Raw genomic sequence first — 1,250 nt, forward strand, 5'->3', positions numbered from 1 at the left:
GGGACTGCGGACGTTTTCCTGTACATCCTACACCGCGTAGCCGAGCAGCCTGCGGTTCTCGTCCGGCGTCCTCCAGCCCAGCGCCGCCGACGCCCGCTCCGACCGGAACCGGTGGAGCCACGCGTTGAGCTCCGCCATGAAGCCCGGGGCGTCCCACCCGGCCCAGTCCCGGGCGTGGAAGAACTCGCTCTTGAGCAGGCCGAAGAAGCCCTCCATCCGGGCGTTGTCGCAGCTCCTGCCCTTGCGCGACATGCTCCTGACGAGCCCGTGGCGCCGGCAGACCTCGACCCAGCCCGGCCAGCGGTAGTGCCCGCCGCGGTCGGAGTGGACGACCGGGCGCTCGCCGGGGGCGAGGGAGGCGCACGCGGCCTCCAGGCTCGAGTTCGCGAGGGCGGCGGTCGGCCGGGGCCCGACCGACCAGCCGGCGGGCCTGCCGTCGAAGCAGTCGAGGACCACCGACAGGTAGGCCTTCTCGTCCGAGGGCAGGCGGAACTCGGTGATGTCGGTCGCCCACAGCCGGTTCGGCGCGGGCGCCGAGAAGTCGTGCGTCCCGTCCGGGCGCAGCGGCAGGTTCGGCGGGGCGGGCGACGCCTCGCCGGCGTAGCTCGACCATGCCCTCCTCCTGCGCCTGCGGGCGGAGAGGCCCTGCTCGCGCATGAGCCGCCTCACCACCTTCTCCGAGACGCGGACGCCGCGCCTCCTGAGCTCGGCGTGGACGGCGCGGTAGCCCCGGCCGCCGCCCAGGGAGCGGAACAGGTCCCCGACCTCGCGGCGCAGCGCCGCGTACTTGTCGCGGCCGAGCCTGGCGCGGTGGTACTCATAGGAGCTCCTCGAGATCCTCAAGAAAGCGGTGATCTCTCGGAGGGGCAGGCCTGTCGCCGCGCGCAATCTCTCGCCGAGCTCGCACTTTCTCCTGTTCGACATCGAACCCGGGTGCGAGCCTTCCCCTTTTAGGTCGTCCAACACCGCCCTGAGCAGCATGTTCTCGGTCATCGCGGCCTCGTAGGCCGCCCTCTCGGACTCGTTCACGGGACCCTCCTCGCGGACGCCTCTCGGCGCCATTCTACCGCGCCCGGGCCCCGCCCCGCGCCTCTCGTGCGGGACGCGCCCCGCCGCCCATCTGGACACCGTCGGGCCCGAGGCGCCCACCAGGGCGCCTGCGGCCGCCCGGGTCCAGCCCTCCTCGAGCGCCATCAGCGCCAGCTCCACGTCCTCCCTGCTGTGCATGCGGACCTCCCGTCCGGACCGCC

Annotated in this window: 1 protein-coding gene; it reads right to left on the bottom strand. The window is 73.2% G+C overall.

From position 1 onward, the window contains the following. Positions 1 to 27 precede the first annotated feature (27 nt). Positions 28 to 1,227 carry an IS3 family transposase gene (locus B5F89_RS09925; protein WP_087431619.1) on the bottom strand — a complete coding sequence of 400 codons (1,200 nt, stop codon included), beginning with the start codon at positions 1,225 to 1,227 and terminating at the stop codon, positions 28 to 30. Positions 1,228 to 1,250: the final 23 nt, after the last annotated feature.

Source organism: Collinsella sp. An307 (assembly GCF_002161805.1).
Classification (GTDB): Bacteria; Actinomycetota; Coriobacteriia; order Coriobacteriales; family Coriobacteriaceae; genus Coprousia.

What these genes read in the sequence shown, in the direction of transcription:
- B5F89_RS09925 (WP_087431619.1), bottom strand. Translation starts at nt 1,227, where the DNA reads ATGCACAGCAGGGAGGACGTGGAGCTGGCGCTGATGGCGCTCGAGGAG.